General features: G+C 61.8%; 20 protein-coding genes and 3 pseudogenes. 11 read left to right on the forward strand and 12 right to left on the reverse strand.

Features of this window, described 5'->3' with window-relative positions; all coding sequences use genetic code 11:
- Positions 1-4 precede the first annotated feature (4 nt).
- The 3 genes from ELX51_RS16300 to ELX51_RS20100 form a co-directional block, all read right to left on the reverse strand.
- Positions 5-1087 carry an extracellular solute-binding protein gene (locus ELX51_RS16300; protein ID WP_164854901.1) on the reverse strand — a complete coding sequence of 361 codons (1083 nt, stop codon included), beginning with the start codon at positions 1085-1087 and terminating at the stop codon, positions 5-7.
- Between the two features lie 38 nt (positions 1088-1125).
- Positions 1126-1914 carry an IclR family transcriptional regulator gene (locus tag ELX51_RS16305; protein ID WP_248305364.1) on the reverse strand — a complete coding sequence of 263 codons (789 nt, stop codon included), beginning with the start codon at positions 1912-1914 and terminating at the stop codon, positions 1126-1128.
- Between the two features lie 553 nt (positions 1915-2467).
- On the reverse strand, positions 2468-2638 hold the full coding sequence (locus tag ELX51_RS20100; RefSeq protein ID WP_164854678.1) for a hypothetical protein: 171 nt from the start codon (positions 2636-2638) through the stop codon (positions 2468-2470).
- Positions 2639-2710: 72 nt separating this feature from the next.
- Between ELX51_RS20100 and ELX51_RS20505 the strand changes: the two are divergent.
- The 3 genes and pseudogenes from ELX51_RS20505 to ELX51_RS16320 form a co-directional block, all read left to right on the forward strand.
- Positions 2711-2803 (forward strand): annotated as a pseudogene (locus ELX51_RS20505) (IS3 family transposase); the annotation flags it as partial.
- A gap of 182 nt (positions 2804-2985) precedes the next feature.
- Entirely contained in the window at positions 2986-3264 is a 279-nt protein-coding gene (locus tag ELX51_RS20370; RefSeq protein ID WP_248305365.1) for a hypothetical protein, read from the forward strand.
- Positions 3265-3433: 169 nt separating this feature from the next.
- Positions 3434-3804 (forward strand): annotated as a pseudogene (locus ELX51_RS16320) (transposase); the annotation flags it as partial.
- A 453-nt stretch (positions 3805-4257) separates the two neighbouring features.
- Here ELX51_RS16320 and ELX51_RS16325 read toward each other — a convergent pair.
- Positions 4258-5190: a LysR family transcriptional regulator gene (locus ELX51_RS16325; RefSeq protein ID WP_127755343.1), complete on the reverse strand. Its 933-nt coding sequence runs from the start codon at positions 5188-5190 to the stop codon at positions 4258-4260.
- Positions 5191-5310: 120 nt separating this feature from the next.
- Between ELX51_RS16325 and ELX51_RS16330 the strand changes: the two genes are divergently transcribed.
- The 3 genes and pseudogenes from ELX51_RS16330 to ELX51_RS16340 all read left to right on the forward strand — a co-directional run.
- Entirely contained in the window at positions 5311-6690 is a 1380-nt protein-coding gene (locus ELX51_RS16330; RefSeq protein ID WP_127754508.1) for a VOC family protein, read from the forward strand.
- A 10-nt stretch (positions 6691-6700) separates the two neighbouring features.
- Positions 6701-7993, forward strand: a complete 1293-nt coding sequence (locus tag ELX51_RS16335; RefSeq protein WP_127754509.1) for an FAD-binding oxidoreductase — start codon at positions 6701-6703, stop codon at positions 7991-7993.
- Positions 7994-7997: 4 nt separating this feature from the next.
- Positions 7998-8604 (forward strand): annotated as a pseudogene (locus tag ELX51_RS16340) (histidinol dehydrogenase); the annotation flags it as partial.
- Between the two features lie 324 nt (positions 8605-8928).
- On the opposite strand, the gene ELX51_RS16345 reads toward ELX51_RS16340, so the two are convergent.
- Both ELX51_RS16345 and ELX51_RS16350 read right to left on the reverse strand, forming a co-directional pair.
- Positions 8929-9435 (reverse strand): ester cyclase, encoded by a 507-nt coding sequence (locus ELX51_RS16345; protein ID WP_127754510.1) that lies wholly within the window; start codon positions 9433-9435, stop codon positions 8929-8931.
- A complete protein-coding gene (locus ELX51_RS16350; protein WP_127754511.1) occupies positions 9432-10310 on the reverse strand; it encodes an SDR family oxidoreductase in 879 nt (292 codons plus the stop codon). Before ELX51_RS16350 ends, ELX51_RS16345 begins: the two co-directional genes overlap by 4 nt.
- An 88-nt stretch (positions 10311-10398) precedes the next feature.
- Between ELX51_RS16350 and ELX51_RS16355 the strand changes: the two genes are divergently transcribed.
- A complete protein-coding gene (locus ELX51_RS16355) occupies positions 10399-11301 on the forward strand; it encodes a LysR family transcriptional regulator (RefSeq protein ID WP_127754512.1) in 903 nt (300 codons plus the stop codon).
- A gap of 294 nt (positions 11302-11595) precedes the next feature.
- On the opposite strand, the gene ELX51_RS16360 is transcribed toward ELX51_RS16355, so the two are convergent.
- The 6 genes from ELX51_RS16360 to ELX51_RS16385 are packed head-to-tail and all read right to left on the reverse strand — an operon-like array spanning position 11596 to position 17064.
- Positions 11596-12855, reverse strand: a complete 1260-nt coding sequence (locus tag ELX51_RS16360; protein WP_127754513.1) for a TRAP transporter large permease subunit — start codon at positions 12853-12855, stop codon at positions 11596-11598.
- Positions 12852-13385 (reverse strand): TRAP transporter small permease subunit, encoded by a 534-nt coding sequence (locus tag ELX51_RS16365; protein ID WP_127754514.1) that lies wholly within the window; start codon positions 13383-13385, stop codon positions 12852-12854. The genes ELX51_RS16360 and ELX51_RS16365 overlap by 4 nt, the downstream gene beginning before the upstream one ends.
- A gap of 14 nt (positions 13386-13399) precedes the next feature.
- Positions 13400-14404 carry a TRAP transporter substrate-binding protein gene (locus ELX51_RS16370; protein ID WP_127754515.1) on the reverse strand — a complete coding sequence of 335 codons (1005 nt, stop codon included), beginning with the start codon at positions 14402-14404 and terminating at the stop codon, positions 13400-13402.
- 50 nt (positions 14405-14454) lie between these two features.
- Complete coding sequence (locus ELX51_RS16375) at positions 14455-15414, reverse strand: transketolase family protein (protein ID WP_248305156.1); 960 nt, start codon at positions 15412-15414, stop codon at positions 14455-14457.
- Between the two features lie 38 nt (positions 15415-15452).
- Positions 15453-16307: a transketolase gene (locus tag ELX51_RS16380; RefSeq protein WP_127754517.1), complete on the reverse strand. Its 855-nt coding sequence runs from the start codon at positions 16305-16307 to the stop codon at positions 15453-15455.
- Positions 16308-16311: 4 nt separating this feature from the next.
- Positions 16312-17064 carry an SDR family NAD(P)-dependent oxidoreductase gene (locus ELX51_RS16385; protein ID WP_127754518.1) on the reverse strand — a complete coding sequence of 251 codons (753 nt, stop codon included), beginning with the start codon at positions 17062-17064 and terminating at the stop codon, positions 16312-16314.
- Positions 17065-17223: 159 nt separating this feature from the next.
- Here ELX51_RS16385 and ELX51_RS16390 point away from each other — a divergent pair, with 159 nt between their 5' ends.
- From ELX51_RS16390 to ELX51_RS16405, 4 genes are all read left to right on the forward strand, one after another.
- The gene (locus tag ELX51_RS16390; protein ID WP_127754519.1) at positions 17224-18102 is read left to right on the forward strand and encodes a LysR substrate-binding domain-containing protein; all 879 of its coding nucleotides are present in this window, start codon (positions 17224-17226) and stop codon (positions 18100-18102) included.
- A gap of 435 nt (positions 18103-18537) precedes the next feature.
- Complete coding sequence (locus ELX51_RS16395) at positions 18538-19605, forward strand: HlyD family efflux transporter periplasmic adaptor subunit (RefSeq protein ID WP_127754520.1); 1068 nt, start codon at positions 18538-18540, stop codon at positions 19603-19605.
- On the forward strand, positions 19602-22361 hold the full coding sequence (rbbA, locus tag ELX51_RS16400; protein ID WP_127754521.1) for a ribosome-associated ATPase/putative transporter RbbA: 2760 nt from the start codon (positions 19602-19604) through the stop codon (positions 22359-22361). The genes ELX51_RS16395 and rbbA overlap by 4 nt, the downstream gene beginning before the upstream one ends.
- Complete coding sequence (locus ELX51_RS16405) at positions 22358-23467, forward strand: ABC transporter permease (protein ID WP_127754522.1); 1110 nt, start codon at positions 22358-22360, stop codon at positions 23465-23467. Before rbbA ends, ELX51_RS16405 begins: the two co-directional genes overlap by 4 nt.
- The last annotated feature ends 97 nt before the right edge of the window (positions 23468-23564 follow it).

The following is a 23564-nucleotide window of genomic DNA, read 5'->3' on the forward strand; positions in this document are numbered from 1 at the left end:
CGACTTAGGCGCCGAGAACCTCTTTACGCCAGCGCTCGGCGTACTCGTCGCGATAGGCAAACAGCACCATCGGATCGAGCTGCGATTGCAGCTTGCCCAGCAGTTCCAGCGAGGTTTCGCTCAGCTCGAGATGAGCCAGTTCTGGCGGTAGGTTGGCCATGGCTTCCATGTTGGTTGGCGGATAGCCGGTCAGCTTAGCAAATTCGATCTGCTTTTCCGCATCGAGCGTCGTGTCAAGAAACGCCAAGCCGCGAGCCGTGTCGGCTTCCGGCCGGTTGGCGATCGAAGCAAAGTTGAAGATCCAGGAGAGCCCACCCTCTTCGGGGATAACGAATTCCACCGGCACGCCGGCGGCCGCAGCCTGTGCGGTCCGGCCATCGAAATAGGGCAGCAGCCAGATTTCGCCCGATTCCAGCAGCTGACGGGTGTGCTCGACATTGTTGGCGACGATTGCGCCATTTTCGACGAACAGCGCCTTGAGCTTTTCGATGCCGGGATTGATGTCCTCGGACGTGCCGCCAAACACCTGATTGAGTGCATAAAACACTTCGTCGCCATTCCAGCCCCAATCCGGGAAGGCCACGCGGCCCTTGAATTCGGGATCCCAAAGGTCGTTCCAAGACGTGATCGGGCGGGTAATCTGCTTTGTGTTGACGCAAAGGCCATAGGGCGTGTGACACTTGCCGACGAGATAATCGTACTTGAACGAGGGATGGATGTTGGCGACGCCCGGCAGGTTCTCTTCTGTCAGCTTGTTGTAGAGGCCCATCGCCCCGAGTTGACCGGCACGCATCTGGCCCGACTGCATCAGGTCCCATTGCGGACGCGATTGCTGTGCCATGACCAGTGGCTCCTGGCTCAGCGCATAGCGCCAGCTAAACTGGATACCGGTTGCATCGGTATAAGGCGTCGCAAAAGTCTGATCGACCCATTCCCCCCAGGAGCCACCCGACATGATGATGCGGATTTCTTCGGCAGCGAAAGCGCCGCGCGTTCCTAAGCCCATAAGGGCTGCGGCACCGGCCATAGCGGCGCCCGACTTCAGCACCGTCCTACGGGAGAGGCCGTTGTTGGTAAGCTTGGTCATAGACATAACTCCTGCAATCAAGAAAAACTTGGATGGGGTCAGGCGGACTCAAGGCCATTCGGCCAGGGTGTTCCCGTTTTTCGGGTACTCCAGAAGATGTCACCCATGCGGCTTCCGATCTGGAAGGCCTCTTCACGCAACGCATCCAGCATCTGCTGGCATGTGGCGTGATCGGCAGCATTGGTTGGATATGAAATGGAAAAAGCGAGCAGCTTGTCGTTGCGCGGATCGCGGATGCAAGCGGCCATTGCCGAGATGCCTGGAACGACCGTATCGGACGTCACCGACACGCCTGTTGCCCGAACCGATACGAGCGTTTCGATAATCTCATCATCGGATAACCCACCGGAGCCAACCAGCGCCAGCGCTTCCCAGTCGGTTAATCTCGCCAAGGCGGCACGTCCAACCGATGTGTCGAAAGCAGGAACTGGCACCCCAACATCGACAATGTGACGGACCGGATAAGTGCCCTGAAAAGAGCGGATGATGACGACATCCGATCCCTGCAAGGTCGAGGCATAGCCGGTGAATCCGAATTGTTCAGTCAGGCGCTGCAGTGCCGGCTCGATGAGATCGAGCAACGTGTGTTGGGAAAGATAAAGCTCGCCCAGAAGAAGCGAGCGCGCACCAGCGACATAACCTACGTCGTCCGGAGCCTTCTCCAAAATCTCGAATTCGCTGAGCTGCCGAAGCAAGCGCGACACCGAACTTTTGGGCAGCTCTAGTGCGCGGCACACTTCGCCCACACGCAGAACGCGATAATCGCGATCGAGCAGAGCGATAATTCGCAGCGCATTCTCTAAAGAGCTCACTAAATAATGTTCCATATACAGCAACAGTGTTGCCCCTAATGATACGGGGCAGAAATTGGCTGTCAACGCCTAAAGGATGACCACTTATAAAAATTGCGTACGATCAGGCCACCGCCACGCAGCGGGCAGAGATTTGAGACGCCTAGCCGTGGTGGAAGTCCCTCGTGTGTTGGATGTCGCCGCACCGACAATGGATTCACCATGCCCGGGCTGGCGGCTCGGCCGTGCCGCTCATCAAGCAAGCCATGGCAGCGGGTGAGCTCTTCCGAGCTCATGCCTTTGGTGAAGCGGCGAGCGCCGGCGCTTGGCTTGGCTGCGGCGGTAGGCGTCATCGGGCTTGGAGCGACTGATTGGACGCTAAATAGCGCGGCGCTGATGCGGTCAATGCCGCGAGCAGCCGGCAACTCATCGTCTTAGATTGGGCAATCACCGGCAGGTGATGCAAAATGTCCGCCATGAACTTTCCTCTTGTAGCTTCTTCGAAGCTGCGAGGTGTCGGGTGAAGGTCACTTAGAGGACCGCGTCGATGATCCAATCCACAATCTGCTGATCACCGACAGTGGCGCCGTCACCACTCGCCCAGGGCATCTTTCCCAGACTGGCCGACCTTTGGGTTGAACATGTTCAACAAGCCAAACTGCAGCACGTTCTGCTTGTCGTCTTCATCCGAAAGCACCGCGGGCAAATGATCCCAGACAGACCCTGTGCCCACTTGCCCGACGCCTTCGGAAAAAAACAAGGCGGATCACAGCTCCAGGTGTTTATCGTGCCGACAGGTCTCGAGAAGCGTCAAAACAGCAGAATCCGTTCCGATTACATCGAGATGTTCTACAATCCGACCCGTAAGCATGTCCGCAACGGCATGCTATCGCCCGTCGAGTTCGAGAAACGGCACCAAATCTAACCCCGAAGGTGTCTACAGAGCATGGGGCTATTTAGACCTCCGGGCTTGTGGGTGGCTTTGGAGGCGAGCAAAGCCCAGCCAACCTCGCCTCTAGTTACCCCCTTGGCTCGAGTCCACCTCCGGGCATCAAGTACAAGGCCGCACTTGGGGTCGCCTATGGCGCGGGCCTGCGCGTCTCCGAGGTGGCGCACCTCAAGGTCGACGATAACGACAGTGCCCGCATGCTGATCGGGATCGAACAGGGCAAAGGGCGCAAGGACCGCAACGCCATGCTCTCGCCCCAGCTCCTGGAGCTTCTGCGACTGTGGTGGCGCGAGGGCAAGCGGCGGCGCGTGATGCTGCCTCACGGCTGGACGTTTCCGGGCCGCTCCCCGACCGATCCGATATTTCGCGCAATTGCATCCTGCGGTGCAAGATGCGGCCGAGGTCCCCGGCATCCGCATACGCGTCAGCCCGCATAACGGCACAGGTTTGCCACGCACCTCCTTGAGCAGGATGTCGACATCCGTCATCCAGGTGTTGCTCGGGCATAGCAAGCTCCACACCACGGCACTCTACACCAAGGTCTCGACCCGCACGATCCAGGCGGTCGCCAGTCCTTTGGACCGGCTGATGGCCTTGATGGAGCACCTGCTCGACGTCGTGCGGCATGTCCCCGTGTGCAGGCGGTTAATGACGGCACCGGGTGTCGGCGCTGTTGTTGCGTTGACCTACCGCGCGACTGTCGATCAGCCGCAGCGCTTTGTTCATTCCAGAGCAGTGGGTGCCCATGTCGGGTTGACGCCTCGTCGTCATCAGTCGGGTGAGATCGACTACAATGGCGACATCTCGAAGTCCGGCGACACCATGCTGCGCACGATGTTGTATGAGGCAGCACAGACGCTGCTCAAGCAGAGCGGTAAGTGGTCGTGGCCCGCCGCCTGGCGGTAATCCTGCACCGGATGTGGACTGACGAGACCGACTTCCGCTGGGGCGGCGAACCCGCAGCAGCGGCCGCCTGATTACCCATCTAGAAGAGCTTTAACGGTTCTGCCTCGGCAGGAAAGAGGTCCTCACGGGGACGAAGGTGGCGTGAGATCGTAGCGGCAGCGGCCCGCAAGATGGCAGGGCGCCCAAAAGATTGATCCACGCCGCCTTTCTTACCCCCATCGTGGGGCGGCCACTGCGCCAACCCCGAAGAGAAGCGCGAGCCCCGTGTGGCACGTCCTCATGCCAAGCAGTAGAGCCTGACCGAGTACGCGCGCCGCTCGTCGGCGCTCTTCCAAGCCCACCAATGCCGCCTCTCGGCGGCAGATGACGCCGTGCGGCCCTTGACACGAACCGCGATAGAGAAGCTGCCGTTCGCTGTGGCCCTTAACGCCTGTTTGGGGGTGGGTAGCCGAATGGCAGCTGATGGCTGGGATCTTGATAAAGCAGATACATGCACGTCGGACTAGCAGCTATCGCGCAGCGACTTATTGCTGTCCTACCATGGTGCCTGTTCCCGTTTCGGCCTGGAAGGCGCTTGCTTCCTGCCTGAGCCAGCTCTTGAAGGCGATGAGCGGGGGCAGCATGGCCCGCTCGCTCGGCCACACCAGATAGTAGCTCTCGGCGCTGACCATCGGCAGATCAAGCGCCGGAACAAGCTCTCCCCGGTCGAGTTCGGATTGAATCAGGAAACGCGGCAGCAATGCCACGCCCATCCCTGATACCGCGGCCTGGGCGGCCGTCGCAAACTGATCGATCAGCATCCCGTGCACGTGCTCGGCACCGACGTCCTGCAGCCTAAGCCACTTCTCCCAGGCGTCGGGTCGGCTGGTGAGGTGCAGCAGGGGCACGGCGCGCAGATCGGCCGGAACCGAGAACCTGTGCTGGGCAAAAAATTGCGGACTGCAGGCTGGAATGACCTCTTCGCCCATCAGCAGTTCGTGGCTGGCGCCCGGCCAGTTGCCGCGGCCAAAATGAATGGCGCAGTCGAAGGTTTCGAGGTCGAAGTCGAACGCCGAAAGGCGCGTCGACAGATTGATGGTGATGCCCTGATTGCCGTCGAGAAAGCGCGGCAGACGTGGCGCCAGCCAGCGCGTCCCGAATGTGGGGAGGATGGCCAGGTTGAGCGTGCCGCCGGCGGGATTGGCGCGCAGGCCCAAGGTGGATGAACTGATGCGGTGCAATGCGTCCCGTATGTCGCGCGCATAGACCTCGCCGGCGGCCGTCAGGCGCACGGTCTGCTTTTCACGCAGGAACAGCTCAACCCCCAGTTGATCCTCGAGGGCACGAATTTGGCGGCTGACGGCACTCTGGGTCAGGCTGATCTCGACGGCCGCTGCGGTGAAGCTGCCGAGCCGGGCCGCGGCCTCAAACGAAACCAGCAGCGACGTGTGGGGTAGGAAGCGTCTGGGAACGGACATGTCATTCCATTTGAGAATGATCTTCAATGGTTCTATCGCTTGTCGCTGCTTTGGGGTCAAGGCTAGCTGTAACGAGAGCGCGGGCCGTGGCTGGCCCAGCTATGAAAAGAGTGAATGACCATGCCGGAATTTGTATCGAGCGATGTCATCCGCACCGCATTTTCCCGCGCCATGTCGGACATGTACCGCAACGAGGTGCCGCAATATGGCACGCTGATGCTGCTGGTGCGCGACGTAAACCGGAATGTCCTGGCGGCCCACCCGCAACTGAAGCGCGACATGGAGCGCGCCGGCGAGTTCGACCGTCTCCATATCGAGCGCCATGGCGCGATCCGCCTGGGCACGGCGCAGGAACTGGCCGATACTGCCCGCATATTTGCGGTTATGGGCATGCAGCCGGTGGGTAATTACGATCTGTCCGTGACGGGCGTACCGGTGCACTCCACCGCCTTCCGGGCGGTGGACGAAGCGGCGCTGTCGCGCAATCCGTTCTGGGTTTTCACCTCGCTGCTGCGGCTTGAACTGATCGACGACGAAGCGCTGCGCGCCGAAGCCGAGCGCATCCTTTCGGCGCGGCAGATCTTTACCGCCAGCGCGCTTGAACTCGCAACGCGGTACGAGAAGCAGGGTGGCCGAACGGCGGCCGAAATAGCGGTGTTCGTTGCCGAAGTGCTCAAAACCTTCCGCTGGCACCGCTCCGCGAGGGTGAGTGCCGCAACCTACAAGGCGCTCCATGATGCGCATCGGTTGATCGCCGACGTGGTCAGCTTCCCCGTACCCCATATCAACCACCTGACGCCCCGCACTCTCGATATCGATACGGTGCAGGCAAAGGTGCCCGAGTGCGGCATCACGCCCAAGGAAACGATCGAGGGGCCGCCCCGGCGGGCCTACCCGATCCTCCTGCGCCAGACCAGTTTCAAGGCGCTGCAGGAGCAGGTGAGCTTTGCCGATGACGTGGCCGGCCGCGCCGGGCATCACACCGCCCGGTTCGGCGAAATCGAGCAGCGCGGCGTGGCCCTGACGCCAAAGGGCCGCGCGCTTTATGATCGCCTGCTCGACGAGGTACGTCGGAAGACCGGCGGCGGTACGGATGCTCAGTACGACGATGTGCTCATGGCGGTGTTTGAAGCCTTTCCGGATGCTTATGAAGAGATGCGGCGGCAGGGACTGGGCTTTTTCCGCTATTCCCCGGTTGAAGGCCACCTGGCCTCGCCGCCTAAGACAATGAGCCTTGATGAGCCGGTGGCGGGCAAATATGTGCGGATCGATCCCATCATCTACGAGGATTTCCTGTCCGTCAGTGCTGCCGGTATTTTCCAGTCGAACCTGCAATCCAATTCCAAGACGGATTACGGTTCGCAATCGAACCGCGACGCCTTCGAGGAGGCGCTCGGCCGCAAAGTCCATGACGAGATCGCGCTTTATGATGCCATGCAGCGCGCTTCCATCGAAAACTGTCTCGCCGCGCTCGGCCTCCCCGCCGCCGCTGCTGCCTAACGGAGCCATCATGCTCGGCGACCATCGTACACACGGCCTATGGGAGCGCTCCGCGCCACCTGCTCTCCACACCTGTCCACTGACGCAGGATCTTGCCGCCGACGTCGTCGTGGTGGGCGCCGGCTTTACCGGCCTCTCGGCGGCGCTGCATCTGGCCGAAGCCGGCGTCAGCGTCGTCGTGCTCGAAGCCAAGGAAATCGGCTTCGGTGGCTCGGGGCGCAATGTGGGCCTCGTCAATGCCGGCATGTGGCTGCAGCCCGATACGGTCGTCGCCCGGCTGGGCAGCGAGTTCGGCGAGCGCGCCCTTTCATTGCTCGGCGACGGGCCTGCTGCGGTCTATGGACTGGTCGAGCGTTTCGGCATTGCATGCGAGCCGGTGCGCAACGGCACGCTGCATCTGGCGGTGGGGCAGGCAGGCCTGCGCGACATCGCGGATCGACATGCGCAATGGGCACGACGCGGGGCCGATGTTCGGCTGCTGGACAAGGCCGAGACCGCCAAAAGGGTCGGCAGTTCTGCCTATGAGGGGGCGCTGCTGGACATGCGCTCGGGCACCATCCAGCCGCTGGCCTATGTTCGAGGCCTTGCCGCAGCCTGCCTTGCCTCGGGCGTGCGCATTTTCACCGGTGCGCCCGTGCTGGGTTCGGAACGCGCTGACGAGCGCTGGGCGGTCAAGACCGAAAGCGGGACGGTCACAGCCGACTGGGTCGTCGTGGCCACCAACGCCTATAGCGACCCGGCCGGCGCCTGGGGCACGATCGCAAGCGAGATCATGCCGCTTCCCTATTTCAACTTCGCCACGACGCCGCTCAGCGGTGCGCAGCTCGACAGCATCCTGCCTGGGCGCGAGGGCACTTGGGACACCGAGACCGTGCTGAGCTCGTTCCGGCTCGATCAGGCCGGTCGACTGGTGTTCGGCAGCGTCGGGGCCCTGCGCAATACCGGCACGGGTGTCCACCGCAGCTGGACGCGGCGCGCCATGCAGCGGATCTTCCCGCAATTGCGCGGCGTGAGCTTTGAGTTTGAGTGGTATGGCCGCATTGGCATGACCGAGGACGACCTGCCGCGCTTCCATGTCCATGCGCCCAAGGTGATCAGTTTTTCGGGCTATAATGGTCGCGGCATCGCGCCCGGCACAGTGTTTGGCCGGATACTGGCGGATTATATCCGCAGCGACGGCGCTGCGGATATGCCCCTGCCGGTGAGTCAGGTGCAGCCCGTGCGCCTGCGCCAGGTACGCGCCATGAGCATCGAGGCCGGCGCGCAACTGGTGCATTTCATCCGGGATCGCTTTCCCGGCTGAGGCCGCCGTTGCGGCGCTTGACCCGCAGACACGTCCGACACCGAGTTCGCGATTGCTAACGTGCGCTCATTTGCGGAAGCGCAGCTCAAGACGTTGGCCCCGCTCGAGATCGAATTGCTTCCGGGTCTCCACCTCGGACACCGCCTCATCCCGATCGAAACCGTGGGTTGCTATGTTCCGGGCGGACGCTACCCACTGCTGTCGGCGCCGATCATGACGATCGTTCCACCCCGCGTTGCCGGTTGCGATACCGTCATCGCCTGCCTTCCGCCCAATGCGCATGAAGCTATGGTCGCCGGCTGCCACCTTTCCCGGGCCGACCGCATCTTCCGCGTTGGCGGGGCACAAGCAATTGCCGCCATGGCCTTGGGCACCGAGTCGATTCCAGAGGTGGACAAGATCTTCGGGCCCGGAAATGCCTTCGTGAATGAGGCCAAGCGCCAGGCCTTCGGCCAGGTCGGTATCGATCAGCTCGCCGGCCTTCGGAGATCTACGTGGTTGCCGACGACACCGGGGACGCTGAAGTGATTGCCACCGATCTTCTGGCTCAGGCCGAGCAGGACATCCGCACCCGGGTGGGACTTATCACCACCTCACGTCGCTTAGCCGAGGAATCGGCAGTAATGGGGTGGTTTCCAGACTGGCGGCTTTTAACACAGCTGATGGAAAAGCAGACGAACGTCGCTAGTGATTGCACCAATTCCAGTCAGACGTCTGCCGCTTACGGATTGGCGGACTTGCTGGGCCGCGGTGTTGCCAGCAGGGCGCCGAGGGCCGAACGACACAGGCGGTTTTCAACAGCATCGACCGGGCACCCGGGTCTTTCGAAGCCCTCGTACACCGGACAGCAGCGGTGTGGATGACGCCCACCTGATCAAGGGGCCGGCCCTGGCGATCGAACGGGCGCGCTTCGAAGCGGCCGCGCCTGTCCAAGGTCAACCCAGCATCTTGAGTTGGGTCATCAGCTCCAGCTGATCCGAACTGAGCCAGTACTCCGCCACCTTGCCGTTTTCGATGCGCAGGAAGTCGGCGCCGGCAAATCGCACCGCTGTGCCGGGCTCGGCCTGGGCACCGGGAAAACCGCCTTGGTAGACACCGCTCGCCAACCACCGTCCGGCAATCATGCCATCGCGGAAGAGTGGCGGAACCTGGACATCGAAGACGAAAGGTCTGATCGCCGCATGAAGCTGGCCGATCCAGCCCGCCATCCCGGCCGCGCCGGCATAAACGGATAGGTCGCCGCCACCGATGGGGTACATGTTGAGCTTGTAGTCTTCGGCCATGATCTGCTCGGCCGTTGCAAGATCGCCATTCCACATGGCAATCCACTTGTCCCAGAGGGCCACTAGTTCGCTTTCCCGGGACTGTGCCAGGCTCATTGATGTCATTCCCAACAGCGGCACTGCGGCAAGGCTGGCAGTCATCATCGTACGTCGTTTCATTGTTCAGCTCCTGGCTTGATGGTGAAAGCAGTCTTGTAGTCGGCGAGGAAAGCCGCGAATGAACGGGCCTCACGCCCCGTCACCGCTGACACTGCCGGGCCAACCCCGTCGGCCTCGTGGCGGGCGTAGTGGGCGTAATCCTCGATCAGGCCATCGGCTTGCCATTGGGGGAAGCCCGCCGTGAGCGCGGCATCGCGCATGACATCGGGCGAGATCTCGACAAAGGTGACGGGTTGGCCGATGGCCATGCCGATCTGCATTGCCATATCCTCATGGGTCAGCGCCTGCGGGCCGGTGAGATCATAGACTTGGCCCTCGTGACCGGAGGTGGTCAGCACGGCGAGGGCGACAGCGGCAATGTCACGGTTGTCGATCAGGCTGACCCTGGCGTTGCCGATGGGCGCAAACAGCTTGCCCGTGGCGGCGATGGCGCCGCCGAAACCCACAAATCCCTGCATGAACAGATTGGGCCGCAAGAAGGTAAAGGTCATGCCGCTGTCGCGGATCGCCTGCTCCACCGCCGCGTGATAGCGCAGGAAGCGCACCGGGGAACTGGCTGCGGCATGCAGTTGCGACAGCTTGGTGATATGCCTGACCCCCGCCCGCTGGGCCGCAGCGACAAAGGTTAGTTGCTGCTGCTCGGCCCGCTCGGTGGAATTGGTGAGCAGGAAGGCCCGCTCAACGCCCTGCAAAGCCGCCCCAAGCGAGGCCAGGTCGTCGAAGTCACCAGTGACCGGCGTGATGCCCGCAAGGCCTTTGAGCTTGTCGGCGGCGGCGGCGGAGCGTGTCATGGCCCTGGCCGCTAGACCCTGGGCGGCAAGCTGTTTCGCCAGTTCAAGGCCGACCTGCCCGGTGGCACCTGTAAGAAGGATCATCGTCAGCTCCTGTTGTGTCCCACCAATATGAATGCGGACAGCCATCAAGCAAATTGACAAGAGCATTCAGGCGGTCAGTATATAATGTATGAGCATAAGTGCCCCGAGTGCGAGCATCGACTGGGAGCGGCAGCGGGCCTTCATGGCCGTGATGCGCGAGGGCAGTCTGTCGGCTGCGGCCCGGGTCCTCAATGTCGCCCAACCCACCGTTCGGCGTCGCATCGAGGATCTGGAGCGCGAGCACGGCATCGTGCTGTTCACCCGGTCGCCCACTGGACTGCTGCCGACCGCCATTGCCCATGAGCTGACCGCGCATGTCGAAGCCATGTCGAGCGCCGCCCAGTCCTTTGCGCGTGCCGCCTCTGCCGAGGCTGGATCGCCCGCCGGTGCGGTGCGGATCACCGCCAGCGAGGTCGTGGGGGTCGAAGTTCTGCCGCCAATGCTGGCGGCGCTGCGGGCGCGGCATCCGGGACTGGTGATCGAACTGGGGCTCAACAATCGCACCGAGAATCTGCTCGATCGCGAGGCCGATATAGCCATTCGCATGGTGCGTCCGGTGCAGGAAGCGCTGGTGGTCAAGCGCATCGGCGCTATACGGCTCGGTCTTTACGCCTGCCGGAGCTATCTGGCCGCCCATGGCACGCCCACCTCGTTTGAAGAGGTCAGATCCGCCGGACTGATCGGCTTTGAAAGCGAGACGCCTGGCATCCGCACCTTGCGTCAGCGCGGCCTTTCATTCGGGCCCGAGGATTTCATCTTCCGCACCGACAGCGACCTTGCCCAACTAGCGGCGATCCGCGCGGGCGTTGGGATCGGCGTCTGTCACGTCGGGCTGGGCGAACGCGACCCCGAGCTGGTCCGGGTGTTGCCGGACGCGTTCAGGATGGAGTTTGAGACATGGGTGGTCACGCATGAGGACCTGCAGCAGGTGCGGCGGGTGCGTCTCGTCTTCGACGCCCTGGTCGAGGGCCTGACAGCCTACGCCCTGTGAGCCGGCTCGCGACAGCTCGCTGATTGTACACGGCAGGCGCCAAGCCGTTCGGGTGACCCGATGCGTCGACCGAATGCTGGCCATGCGAAAACCGACTTCCGCATCGCGTCATCGAGGTCATTTGCATAATGAGCTGCTTCCTGCCTGCCACTGTGACGGTTGCCGCGGCGTGAAGGAACGGCGGCTTCCGGGAAATGGAGGCGCTGACGCTCACCGCCGATAAGGGGTCGACCTCTGCCGCTCCCAAAATCCCCACGCTGACAGAGCGTTGGGCTCTCGATTTGGCCTGCTGGCTCAATAGATCGTCAGAGCTGGGATGAAGCTCACGGCCATCAGTAGCGCCATGGCGACGGCAAAGAACGGCCAGAGTTCGCGCGTCGTGGCGCCCAGACTTGTCTTTGCGATCGATGACGAAATGAACAGAGTCGTCCCGATCGGTGGCGTGTAGAGGCCGATACCCAAATTAATGACCATGATCAGACCTAGCTGTACCGGGTCCATGCCGATCGCCGCAGCCAGTGGCACAAAGATGGGACCTAACAGCAGGATCGACGGCGGCAAATCCAACGGCATGCCAACCAGCAGCATCAGGGCATTCATCAACAGCACGATGACGATCGGGTTGGAGATGTTGGCCGAGACCCAGAAGGCAAAGTTCTGAGGCACCTGATCAAAGGTGAGGATCCAGCCCACAGCCGCACTGCCCATAATCACCAACATCACCATGCCGGTGGCGACGCCTGCCTCAACGACGTTAAGATAGAAGCGGCTCCAGGTCAGGTCACGGTAGAAGACAAGGCTCAGAACCAGCGAATAGACCACGGATAGCACCGCGACCTCAGTCGGCGTGGCGAAGCCAAAGCGCAATCCCAAGATGATTAAAACCGGCAGCAAAATGGCGGGCATGGATCGGAGCAGGACGCGAACCAGTTCGCTGCGGGCAACGCTCTCGCGCTGTACAGGATAATTGCGCTTCTTGGCAATGGCCCAGCACACGACGATGAAGCCGCCTGCCATGAGCAGCCCGGGCAAAATTCCTGCCACGAACAGGTCCGCCACGCTGGTACCACTGACCAGGGAATAGAGGATCATCGGGATCGAGGGCGGGATGAGCACGTCGATCACGGCCGAGGTCGCATTGTTGGCAGCGCACAGCCCCGCGGGATAGCCCTTTTTCGTCTGCCATGGGATCAGCACAGACCCAAGGGCGGAGGCATTGGCCACCGCGGAACCGGAGACGCCACCAAAGCCGACAGAAGCGAGGACCGTGGTCGACAGCGGTCCGCCGCGGAACCGGCTCATCGCTAGGGACGCCAGCCGTAGTAGGTCTTCACCTAGCTTGCCGCCTAGCATCAGCGTGCCGGCCAGCATGAAGAAGGGCAACGCCAGCATCGGGAAGGATTGGGTTTGATCGAAGATCTGCTGAGCGACGATCGAGAGCGGCAGGAACCCGTTGGTCAGAATAGCGAGGCCCGCGGCGATAATCAGGCCGTATCCGACCGGAACGCCCAGCACCATGAGGCCGCAGAATGCGGTGACCATAACAAGGGTCATACCGGAAGATCCTCAGTGTTGGCCGGTTGGCGTGCTTCCCATCCCAGAAGGCCGACGCGCAGCGCTTGGGTCAGGGTAACCACGGTCACCAGCGCGGCCATCACCGCCACCGAATAATAGCCGATGCTATTGGGCAAGCGCAGGATGGGGCTGCGCTCGGCGCTAGCGATCTCGGCCACCGACAGGGCCTGCCAGCACAGGATGACGAAGCAAGCGGAAACCATCACGCTCATGGCGACGAATAGCGCCTGGTTGCCGCGTGACGAGAGCTTGCCATAGATCCATTCGACCGCCATGTGCGTGCCGGAAATCGCGGCCAGCACGATGCCGGCCGCGATGAACCATGGGAAGAACAAGGTCGGGAGCTCCTGTGCGAAAGAGAACCCGCCGGTGGTGAGGAGATACCGTGCCACGACATTGGCCGTCATGACGACGGTCAGGACGACAGCAGTGACTAGGACCACGACCCTGCAAAGACCCGCGACGATCCGATCCACAACATCGGCCGCGGTCAGCAATGCGCTTCCCATAACGTTTCCTTCCGTCACCCCTGCGCCGCGGCGAGGACTTCGTCGACCAACGAGCCGCCTTCGGGCTTCGCCCTCCAAACATCAGCCACACCCTTGGTCGCCTCGACGAAGGCGGCCCGATCCACCTCGGTCACCGTCAGATCCGCGTTTGCCTGGAACTCGGCCAGAACGTCGACGGCCGCCTGTTTGGACAACTGGCGCTGCACGTCACGCGCCTCGTTTGCCGCTGCAACGATATGCTCAAAGTCCGCACCGACACGACCACGGGCAATAGAGGACATCAGGAAGGGGTTGCATTCCCACTTATGCGCCGTGAGCGAGATGAAGGGATTGACCTCGAACAGCTTGGACGAAGCGATGTTGGCCAGTGGGTTTTCCTGGCCATCGACCACGCCCTGCTGCAACGCGATGTACAGTTCGCCGAAGGCGATCTGTTCGGTCGCACAGCCCAGCGCCGCGAAAATATCGGTGGTCATAGGGTCCGCAGGGGTGCGGATCTTGAGGCCGGCAATATCGGCCGGAGTGGCAACGGCCTTCTTAGAGTTGGTGACATGGCGGATGCCGTTGTCCCAGAAGCCCAGAGACACGACGCCGAGCGCCTCGAATTTGGTTGTCAGCGTTTCGCCCACCGGGCCATCGACGACGCGATATGCCGTATCGGCGTTCTGGAACGCGAACGGCAGGCCAAGAATGTTGAGCTCGGGCAGCAAGGCGGAGGTGGCGCCCTGACTATTGGCCGTGAAGTCGAGCGCACCCGTGCGCAGGCTGGTCAACATGGCAGAATCGCTGCCCAGCGTCTCCGAGCCGGCTACGTTGATGATGACCCGACCCTCTGTCTTAGCAGCGACGAGCTCTGCGAACTTGGCAGCGGCCACGGTGCGCGGGTTACCGGGAGCGGCGCCATGCCCAAGGGTCAGCGTGGTCTGGGCATAGGCCCGACCACCCGAAAGCCCTACCAGGGCGGGGGCAGCAATGAGCGCGCCCGTTGCTGCGAGTAGTTGGCGACGTGTGATCTGCATGATTTTCTCCTCCAGTGCGTTGTTACCGGACCGCTCCTCCAGCGGTCCTCCTATTCGTCCAGCCAGATCTTGACCTGTGCTGTTATCGCGTCCGTCGAAATGCCGTACCGATCGTGTAGCGTCGGCAATGCTCCGGCGGCCAGGAATTCGTCCGGCAGGCCGACCTGCCGGAATTTCGGTGCGACGCCATTGCGCAACAGCGCAGCGGCAACGGCCTCGCCTAATCCACCGATGACTGTGTGATTTTCGGCGACCACTACAAGGCGCGGCTTGCGGAGCACTTCGGCGAGAATAGTAGCCTCGTCCAATGGCTTGATGGTGGGTGAGTGCAAGACAGCGGCCGAGATATTGTCCTTCGCAAGCAGCTTGACCGCTTCAAGGGCACGCATAGTCATCAGGCCGGATGAGATAAACAGAACATCTTCGCCGTCCTGCACCAGCTTAGCCTTGCCGAGCTCGAAGCTGTAGTCGTGGTCATCAAGAACAGCCGGCACCTTGCCCCGCAACAGCCGCATGTAGACCGGCCCGGGATGATGGGCGATGGCTGGCACCGCTTGCTCGATATCGAGCGCGTCGCAAGGATCGACAATGGTCAGGTTGGGCATGCCGCGAAAAATCGCAAGGTCTTCCGTTGCCTGATGGCTCGGACCGTAACCGGTGGTAAGCCCTGGCAGCGCGCAGACAATCTTTACGGGCAGGTTCTCTTCCGCGATGGCCATGCAGATGAAGTCGTAAGCGCGGCGTGAGGCAAAGACGGCATAGGTCGTGGCGAAGGGGATAAAGCCCTCGCGTGCCAGTCCGGCAGACGCCCCCATCAGCAATTGCTCTGCCATGCCCATCTGGTAGTAGCGGTCAGGATAAGCTTTGGCGAAGACATGCAGGTCGGTATACTTTCCAAGGTCCGCTGTCAGCCCGATGATTTCCGGACGTTCAGCTGCGAGCTTGACCAGCGCTTCGCCGAACGGTGCGGTACGGGTCTTCTGGCCTTCGGCCGCGATCGAGGCGATCATCGCCGACGTCTTGAGGCGCGGCTTTGGCGTGGCTTGGCTCATAGCGGCTTTCCTGCATCAAGGACATCCAGAGCGAGTTGCCATTCGTTGGGTTCGACGCGGATGAAGTGGGTGACTTCGCGCTCTTCGAGGAAGGGCACGCCCTTGGCCATCCGCGTGTCGCAGATGATGATCGAAGGCTTGCCATTATCGGCATTGCGTGCGCGATCAAACGCGTCGCGTACCGCGTCTATGTCGTTGCCGTCGACTCGCTCGGCATTCCAACCGAATGCCGTGAACTTGTCCGGCACCGGCTCGGCATTGAGCGTCTTTGTCGAAGGGCCGTCCGCCTGCTGATCATTGAAGTCGACGATGGCAATGAGATTGTCCAGGCCATGATGTGCCGCAGACATCGCCGCCTCCCAGGTCGAGCCCTCCCCCAGTTCCCCATCCGACATGAGGTTATAGACAAAGGACTTGGAGCGCTTGCGCTTCAGCCCCAATGCCATTCCGATGGCGATAGGCAACCCGTGGCCCAGCGAACCGCCGGTAATTTCCATGCCCGGGGTATAGGCAGCCATGCCGGACATCGGCAGGCGGGATTCGTCGGACCCATAGGTCTCGATGTCCATTTCGTTCAGCACGCCAGCCTCGATCAGCGCAGCATATAGCGCGATGGCATAATGCCCGATCGAAAGGAGGAAGCGGTCGCGGCCTTCCCATTGCGGGTCATAGGGCCTGTAGTTCAGCGCGTGGAAATAAGAAACGGCGAGCACATCAGCAATGCCAAGGGCTTGCCCCACGTAGCCCTGCCCCTGAACCTCGCCCATCTGCACCGCATAGCGACGAATGCGCCAAGCGCGCTGGGCCAAGGAAACATTGGGAATATGTCCGGTGGGTTCGAGCGACATCATGGCCTCAGTGGATCAGCATACCGCCATTGACGTCGATCGTGGCGCCCGTGACGTACGAGGAAAGATCGGATGCGAGAAACAGATAGATTCGGGCGACGTCTATGGCATCGCCTAGGCGGGCCAAGGGAATGCCTTTGATGATGTCGGCACGCATCTCGTCAGTCAGCTTGCCACCGGTAATATCAGTCTGGATCAGACCCGGTGTTACGCAATTGAACCGGATGCCGGCAGGGCCGAATTCCCGGGCCATGGCCTTGGCGAGGCCGAGCACGCCAGCCTTCGCTGCGGAGTAGTGAGGGCCACCGAAAATGCCACCACCGCGTTGCGCCGATACCGAAGACATGCAGGCGACCGAACCACCGCCCTGTTCGACCATGTGGGGAATGAACGCCTGGCTGAGCAAGAGGACGCCTGTCAGGTTGACGTCAATGACCTTGGCCCAATTTGCCAGCCTGATTTCCATGGTCTTGAGCGGCTGGGTGATGCCGGCATTGTTGATCAGGATATTGATGCGGCCGAAGTGCTCGATAGCTTGCTGGGCTGCTGCTTGACATGAACCCTCTTCGCTCACGTCGCACTGAATTCCGATATGCCCGCTGCCTGGAAGTTCCTGGGCTACGGACTGACTTGCATGCCCATCAAGGTCGAGGATGGCAATCCGGGCGCCGTGCGACGCAAACAATTCGGCTGTGGCGCGACCAATGCCGCGAGCGCTGGCGGCGCCGGAAATGACTGCAGTCCTGCCTTCGAGCAGCATCGGGATGGATCCCCTCCATAGTGGCGGCCCCTCCTTTTTGGATAGTGGCAAGCCAGAAAACATCGCGACCTATGTCGCCTGCCTGCCAGATAACGTCAGTTGGTCGCGCCGCTCAAACGCGAACTTTACAGTCTTGGATGAACGGTGTTCATGTGAAACATGCTCAACAACGTTTCACTACCCGCTCTTCGCGCTTTTGAGGCTGCCAGCCGCCTAGGTTCGTTTCGCGACGCAGCGGGTGAGCTCGGCCTCTCCGCTAGCGCCATCAGCCACGCCGTGCTGGGGCTCGAACGCGCTCTGGGCGTGAGCCTGTTCGAACGTCATCACCGCGCAATCCGTCTCACCAGTGATGGCAGCATGCTGATGCGACATGCCACCGCCGCGTTCGAGGAATTGCGCATTGGTCTTGAGCAGGTTGCTTCGATCCGCTCCGGGCTTTTGCGGCTGCATTGCGCGCCGACTTTTGCCATCCAGGTACTGTCGCCGCGACTGCCACGGTTCCTCGCGGAAAATCCTGGCCTTGAGGTAAAGATCGCCGCAAGCACCGAATATGCTCGTTTTTCGGATGGGGAGTTTGACGCCGACATCGTCTATGGCCGGCCAAAAGAAGAAGGCATTACGATTCTGCCGATCGGAGAGGAAACCATCGGCCCGCTGTGCTCACCTGAACTGGCTCGCAGCATCAAAGCAGCTTCGGACCTGCGAAGCGTGGCACTGATCCGCAGCGATCTCAAACGCGTACAATGGGCTGACTGGTTCGACGCCAATGACCTCGACTCCGTGCCCAAGCCCCACATGAGCTTCGACCGGAGTTTTATGGCGATCGCGGCCGCCGCAAACGGGTTGGGCGTGGCGCTCGAGTCGCATTGGCTAGCTGAGCCCGAGATGCGCAGCGGACGTCTGGTGGCGCCGCTCCAGGGGTTTGCTAAGGATATCAGCTATGAGGGGCACTTCTTGTGCCACCCGAGATCGGGAGAACGACGTCAACTGGTTAGGCGGTTGTCGGAGTGGTTAGAACGGGAATTGGCTGATCACTAGAGATCTCGGATAGAGTTCGTCCCACTGCTCGGTGATTAGGAATGGCAGCTTTCGGGAGGTCACAGCTCGACAACGAATGACCGACATGGGGTCGTGAACTGCCGGACAGATACGCGCCCCGCTCCGGACGTTCAACCTATCCCGTCAAGATCCTAAGAGCCGCCATTCCTGGCTCCGCGGATTGTTGCTCTTGCAGCCCGCTTTGGCTGAAGAAGAAACGAAGTGCGTAGCTCACAGAAGATTCTGCAGCCGCAGGAGGGCCCGCTTTCTAAGCCGGCACGTCGCTCGCATGTGCAACCGAAACACCCTCAATAGCTCGATAAATCGTTAAATCGGGCTGCACCCCTTTCGGATATCTCTCCCGGGGAAAAGCCGAACTTGAAGAACTTAGAGTTGCGCAAGAACTCAGTCACTCCGTGATTTTAAGGGGGCGCGATGGCCAAGATCCGATCTTGGTGGGCACTGGCCTTGGTGGTCGTCGTCCTGGGTGCAGTGGGGTTTCTGGCCTGGCAAAGACTATCCGCCGAAGACGAGTTACAAGGCATCGCCTCGGGCAACGGACGTATCGAGGCGACCGAGATCGATATCTCGGCGCTGTCGGCAGGCAGGATAGACCGGATCGAGGCGGAGGAAGGCGAGTTCGTGCACCAGGGCGATGTCCTGGTGCAGATGGACCTCATGCAGCTCGAGGCCCGCAAGCACCAGGCTGAGGCAGAGCTGCGCCGTGCAACGATTGGCGTGGAAACGGCAAACAACCTTGTCACCCAGGCCGAGGCCGAGCAACGGGCGGCGGCTGCTGCCGTCGAACAGGCCGAGGCAGCGCGGGCAGCAGCGGCAGCGCGGCTAGCACGTACGGAGGCGCTGGCCGGAAGGGACGTCGCAACGCAACAGTCGCTGGACGATGCGACTGCCCAAAACCAGCAGGCCGAGGCCGCCGTCGCCTCGGCCGAGGCCTCGCTGGCGGCCAGCGAGGCCAAGATCAACACGGCCCGCGCCCAGGTCATCGACGCAGAGGCCGCGGTCGAGGCGGCGCAGGCTGCGCTTGAAGCGGTGCAGGTCTCCATCGATGACGCCACCCTCGAGTCCCCGCGTGACGGCCGGGTTCAGTATCGCATCGCCCAAGATGGGGAGGTTGTGGGAGCGGGCAGCCGCATCCTCAATCTCGTCGATCTCGAAGATGTCTACATGACCTTCTTCCTGCCAACCGCCGCAGCAGGGCAGTTGGATGTCGGGGCTGAAGCCCGGCTGGTTCTGGATGCCGCGCCTGAATATGTCATCCCGGCGCGCATCTCCTATGTCGCGGATGTCGCGCAGTTCACCCCCAAAACCATCGAGACAGCCGATGAGCGCGAAAAGCTGATGTTCCGCGTGCGCGCCCAAGTTGATCCCGCGCTGCTGGAAAAATACAGCAATTTCGTCAAGGCCGGCATGCCCGGCACAGCCTATGTCCGCATCGATCCCAATGTCGAATGGCCCCAATTCTTGGGAAATCTTCTCGAATGACCGGGCCGCAACGGCAATTGCCGCCGGTCGTTGCCGTCGCCGACGTGTCGCACAGTTTTGGCAAGACCATTGCCCTCGATCAGGTGACGCTCGACATACAGCCGGGCCGAATGGTCGGCCTGATCGGCCCCGACGGCGTTGGCAAGTCCACGTTGCTCTCGCTCATCGGCGGGGCGCGGACCATCCAGCAAGGAAAGGTCATCTGTTTTGGCGGCGACATGGCCGATGCCCGGCACCGTCGCCTAACCTGTCCGCAAATCGCTTACATGCCGCAGGGGCTTGGAAAGAACCTTTATCCGGCATTGTCGGTTAGCGAGAACCTGGATTTCTTCGGCCGGCTGTTCGGCCATGATCTGGCCGAGCGTGAGCGGCGCATCACCTCATTGCTGGCGGCGACAGACATGTCCCCCTTCCGCGACCGTCCGGCGGGCAAGCTTTCGGGGGGAATGAAGCAGAAGCTGGGTCTCTGCTGCGCGCTGATCCACGACCCCGATCTGCTGATCCTAGACGAGCCCACGACGGGGGTCGACCCGCTGTCGCGCCGCCAGTTCTGGGAGTTGATCAACCGCATCCGCCGGGAGCGCCCGACCATGGGCGTTATCGTGGCGACTGCCTACCTGGAGGAAGCCGAGAGCTTTGACTGGCTTATAGCCATGGACGCGGGGCGCATCCTGGCCAAGGGAACTCCTGGCGAACTGCTGGCAAGCACCGGGACCGACAACCTGGACGCTGCCTTCGTCGCGCTGCTGCCCCCAAGCAAGAGCGCGGTCCACGAGCCGGTGGCAATCGCTCCGCGCCTGCCCAGCCCGGAAATCGCCATCGAGGCGCAGCACCTGACCAAGCGCTTCGGCGACTTCACCGCCGTGGACGATGTCAGCTTCAGCATCGGCAAAGGCGAGATCTTCGGCTTTCTGGGATCCAATGGCTGCGGCAAGACCACTACCATGAAGCTGCTGACCGGACTTCTCGAACCTTCGCAAGGCAGCGCCGAGCTTTTCGGCGAGAAGCTGGACTCCGGGGACATGGCTGTCCGCCGCCGGGTCGGCTACATGAGCCAGTCCTTCTCGCTATACTCAGAACTGACGGTTCGGCAGAACCTTATTCTGCACGCCCGCCTGTTCGACCTCGCGGCGGACACAATTCCGCAAAGGGTTGAGACAGTGCTCGACCGGTTCGGCCTCAGGGAAGAGGCCGAAGATCTTCCCGGCGATCTTCCCCTCGGGATCCGGCAGCGGCTGTCGCTCGCTGTAGCGATGATGCACGGGCCCGAACTCCTGATACTCGATGAACCGACCTCTGGCGTCGATCCGATTGCCCGAGACGGCTTTTGGCGCATGTTGGGCAGGCTCTCGCGCGAGGATGGGGTCACGATCTTCGTATCTACCCACTTCATGAACGAAGCGGAGCTTTGCGACCGCATTTCGCTGATGCACGCCGGACGCGTCTTGGTCAGCGATACGGCGGACGCGATCAAGCAGAGCAAAGGGGCCAGCACGCTGGACGAGGCTTTCATAGCCTATCTGCAGGAGGCCATGGGCCCACAACTGGATGAAGGAGCCAAGGCGGAAGATGCCGCCCTGCCCTTGCCAGCCGGCGCCGCCCCCCCTGCCCTCGGTTCGAAGTCGCCCGGCTTCAGCCTGCGGCGGCTGTTCAGCTATTCATGGATCGAGGCGTTGCAACTGCGACGCGATCCCATTCGCCTGACCATGGCGGCGATCGGGAGCGTGATCCTGATGTTCGTGATCGGCTATGGCATCAACATGGATGTCAAGGACCTGAACTTTGCCGTCCTCGACCGCGACCAGACTAGCGCCAGCCGCGACTACATCCTCGACCTCGCGGGATCATCCTATTTCAACCAGACCGAGCCGCTGACGAGTTATGAGGACCTTGATGCCCGGATGAAGACCGGCACCCTAAGCCTTGCTATCGAAATCCCCCCGGGCTTTGCGCGCGACCTGGCTCGTGGCCGTCCGGTCGAGATCGGGGCCTGGATCGACGGGGCCAATCCAAGCCGCGCCCAAACGGTGCAGGGCTATGCGCAGGGGATTCACGCAGACTGGCTGACGCGACAGGCCCGCGCTTTGTACGGGGATGCGGCCGTGCAGGGCGATTTCGCGATCGAGGCACGCTTCCGCTACAATCCTAATGTCGCCAGTATCGTCGCCATCGTTCCGGCCGTCATTCCACTGCTGCTGCTGGTCATCCCGGCCATCCTGACCACCCTCAGTGTCGTGCGGGAAAAGGAACTTGGCTCCATCATCAATTTCTACGTCACTCCCGTGACCAGGGTCGAGTTCCTGCTGGGCAAGCAGCTTCCCTATGTGATCCTGGCCATGCTGAACTTTCTCGCCCTGACGGCTTTGGCCATGCTGGCGATGGGCGTGCCCTTTACCGGCAGCTTCGTTGCCTTCTCGCTGGCTGCCTTGCTGTACGTCATTGCCGCAACAGGGATCGGGCTGCTGACCTCGACCTTCCTGCGCAGCCAGGTGGCGGCGCTGTTTGCGACCGCGCTGATCACGATCATCCCGGCCGCCCAGTATTCGGGCATGATCAACCCGGTATCGTCCCTGCAGGGTGCGGGCCGGATCATCGGCGAAATCTTTCCGACGACCTGGTTCATCATCGTTTCGCGCGGTGCCTTTGCCAAGGGGCTGGGGCTGGACGATCTCGGAATGTCGCTTGTCGCCCTGGCAGCCGCAGTGCCGGTGATCCTGGGATTGAGCGTCCTTTTGCTGCGGAAACAGGACAGATGAGGCTGAGCAACGTTTGGAACCTGGGTGTCAAGGAGTTGCAGGGGCTGTGGCGCGATCCCGCACTGCTGCTGCTGATCGGCTATGCCTTCTCGCTCTCCATCTATACAGCCGGCCGCGCCTCCCCGGACAATCTGTCGAATGCCACTATCGGCATTGTTGACGAGGACCGCTCGACGCTTTCCGATCGCATCGCCGCCGCATTCATGCCGCCCCACTTCGTGCCGGAGCAGATCACCACGTCCGAGATGGACAGCCGTATGGACCAGGGCCGCGACACCTTTACGCTCGACATCCCTCCCGATTTCGAACGCGATCTGCTGGCAGGTCATGCGCCCGCGATCCAGTTGAACATCGATGCCACACGGATGAGCCAGGCCTTTACGGGCAGCGGCTATATCCAGCAGATCCTCAACGCGGAAGTCGCGGAATTCCTAGCGGGCTACCGCGCGCCGACCTCTCTGCCAGTGGCACTGGAGCTGCGGTCGCGCTACAACCCCGAGCTTGATCCAGGCTGGTTCGGGGCCATTTCCAGCGTGATCACCTCGATAACCATGCTGTCCCTCATCCTGACGGGAGCCGCCCTGATCCGTGAAAAGGAGCATGGCACCGTCGAGCATCTGCTCGTCATGCCCGTCGCGGCGGCCGAGATCATGCTGTCCAAGATCTGGTCGATGGGACTGGTTGTGCTTCTGGCATCGGCCTTTGCGATCATCGTCGTGGTGCAGATGCTTCTGCAGGTGCCGGTGGCGGGCTCACTGCCCCTGTTTATCCTTGCCTCGGTGCTGATGCTATTTGCCATGACCTCGATGGGCATCTTCCTTGCCACGGTCGCCGGCTCGATGCCGCAGTTCGGCCTGCTGATCATGCTGGTGCTGCTGCCGCTGCAAATCCTGTCGGGCGCCATGACCCCGCGTGAAAGCATGCCCCGGATCATCCAGGACATCATGCTCCTAGCACCCAACACGCATTTCGTCATTCTGTCGCAAGGCATCCTGTTTCGCGGCGCAGGCCTGAGCGTAGTCTGGCCCAATCTGTTGGGGCTTGCGCTCATTGGAGCCGGACTATTCGCCCTTGCCTTGCGTCAGTTCCGCCGCTTCTTGACGTGACCCGCGCCCAGCCGCTTTCAGACAAACTTGACAGTGCGCTATATCTTAAATGCGCTCATTTGCCGTCGGGCTGAAAGGCGCCCCATGCACGAACCCG

The organism is Devosia sp. 1566 (assembly GCF_004005995.1).
Classification (GTDB): domain Bacteria; phylum Pseudomonadota; class Alphaproteobacteria; order Rhizobiales; family Devosiaceae; genus Devosia.

Excerpts from the sequence above, each read along its gene's own strand:
- ELX51_RS16345 (WP_127754510.1), bottom strand. The coding sequence starts at position 9,435 with ATGAAACGACGTACGATGATGACTGCCAGCCTTGCCGCAGTGCCGCTG.
- ELX51_RS16355 (WP_127754512.1), top strand. The coding sequence starts at position 10,399 with ATGAGCATAAGTGCCCCGAGTGCGAGCATCGACTGGGAGCGGCAGCGG.
- ELX51_RS16390 (WP_127754519.1), top strand. The coding sequence starts at position 17,224 with ATGCTCAACAACGTTTCACTACCCGCTCTTCGCGCTTTTGAGGCTGCC.
- ELX51_RS16360 (WP_127754513.1), bottom strand. The coding sequence starts at position 12,855 with ATGACCCTTGTTATGGTCACCGCATTCTGCGGCCTCATGGTGCTGGGC.
- ELX51_RS16330 (WP_127754508.1), top strand. The coding sequence starts at position 5,311 with ATGCCGGAATTTGTATCGAGCGATGTCATCCGCACCGCATTTTCCCGC.
- ELX51_RS16380 (WP_127754517.1), bottom strand. The coding sequence starts at position 16,307 with ATGATGTCGCTCGAACCCACCGGACATATTCCCAATGTTTCCTTGGCC.
- ELX51_RS16325 (WP_127755343.1), bottom strand. The coding sequence starts at position 5,190 with ATGTCCGTTCCCAGACGCTTCCTACCCCACACGTCGCTGCTGGTTTCG.
- ELX51_RS16385 (WP_127754518.1), bottom strand. The coding sequence starts at position 17,064 with ATGCTGCTCGAAGGCAGGACTGCAGTCATTTCCGGCGCCGCCAGCGCT.
- ELX51_RS16405 (WP_127754522.1), top strand. The coding sequence starts at position 22,358 with ATGAGGCTGAGCAACGTTTGGAACCTGGGTGTCAAGGAGTTGCAGGGG.
- ELX51_RS16365 (WP_127754514.1), bottom strand. The coding sequence starts at position 13,385 with ATGGGAAGCGCATTGCTGACCGCGGCCGATGTTGTGGATCGGATCGTC.
- ELX51_RS16375 (WP_248305156.1), bottom strand. The coding sequence starts at position 15,414 with ATGATCGCCTCGATCGCGGCCGAAGGCCAGAAGACCCGTACCGCACCG.
- rbbA (WP_127754521.1), top strand. The coding sequence starts at position 19,602 with ATGACCGGGCCGCAACGGCAATTGCCGCCGGTCGTTGCCGTCGCCGAC.
- ELX51_RS16395 (WP_127754520.1), top strand. The coding sequence starts at position 18,538 with ATGGCCAAGATCCGATCTTGGTGGGCACTGGCCTTGGTGGTCGTCGTC.
- ELX51_RS16335 (WP_127754509.1), top strand. The coding sequence starts at position 6,701 with ATGCTCGGCGACCATCGTACACACGGCCTATGGGAGCGCTCCGCGCCA.
- ELX51_RS16350 (WP_127754511.1), bottom strand. The coding sequence starts at position 10,310 with ATGATCCTTCTTACAGGTGCCACCGGGCAGGTCGGCCTTGAACTGGCG.
- ELX51_RS16305 (WP_248305364.1), bottom strand. The coding sequence starts at position 1,914 with ATGGAACATTATTTAGTGAGCTCTTTAGAGAATGCGCTGCGAATTATC.
- ELX51_RS16300 (WP_164854901.1), bottom strand. The coding sequence starts at position 1,087 with ATGACCAAGCTTACCAACAACGGCCTCTCCCGTAGGACGGTGCTGAAG.
- ELX51_RS16370 (WP_127754515.1), bottom strand. The coding sequence starts at position 14,404 with ATGCAGATCACACGTCGCCAACTACTCGCAGCAACGGGCGCGCTCATT.